This window comes from Mesorhizobium sp. M2C.T.Ca.TU.002.02.1.1 (assembly GCF_003997225.1).
The window spans coordinates 1-362 of the sequence record NZ_RZTO01001597.1; the positions used below are offsets into that span (position 1 = coordinate 1).

1 pseudogene is annotated in these 362 nt (G+C 59.4%); it reads right to left on the reverse strand.

The features are described 5' to 3' along the window. A pseudogene (locus EOD07_RS38320) lies at positions 1–181 on the reverse strand (transposase); the annotation flags it as partial. Positions 182–362 lie beyond the last annotated feature (181 nt).

The window sequence follows — 362 nt, forward strand, 5'->3', positions numbered from 1 at the left end:
TGGTGTCTTGGACCGCCAGCACGTGACGGCCAGCACAGGCCTGCGAACTCGTCAGCCCCCAGCCTTCGATCAGGCTCTGCGTCGTCACCCGCTTGTTCGCCAGGAACCGGCCAAAACCAATGATCCGTCCCCGCGATCCTCCCGCAAGCCGTCGAACGCAAACGCTCTGACGATCCACCATGAGCCCCAGCAGTTGGGCCCCCTTTTTTGCAAGCGCTCGTCGCCGAACGCTCCTAATCCGATCTCATGGGCTGACATCGCGACGCATCTCCATCAACGCATCGCAGACGGAATCACACCCCAACACAAGACCGCCAATCAAAAGCGAGTCATTCATCTCAAAAGATGTGTGCATCCCCTAG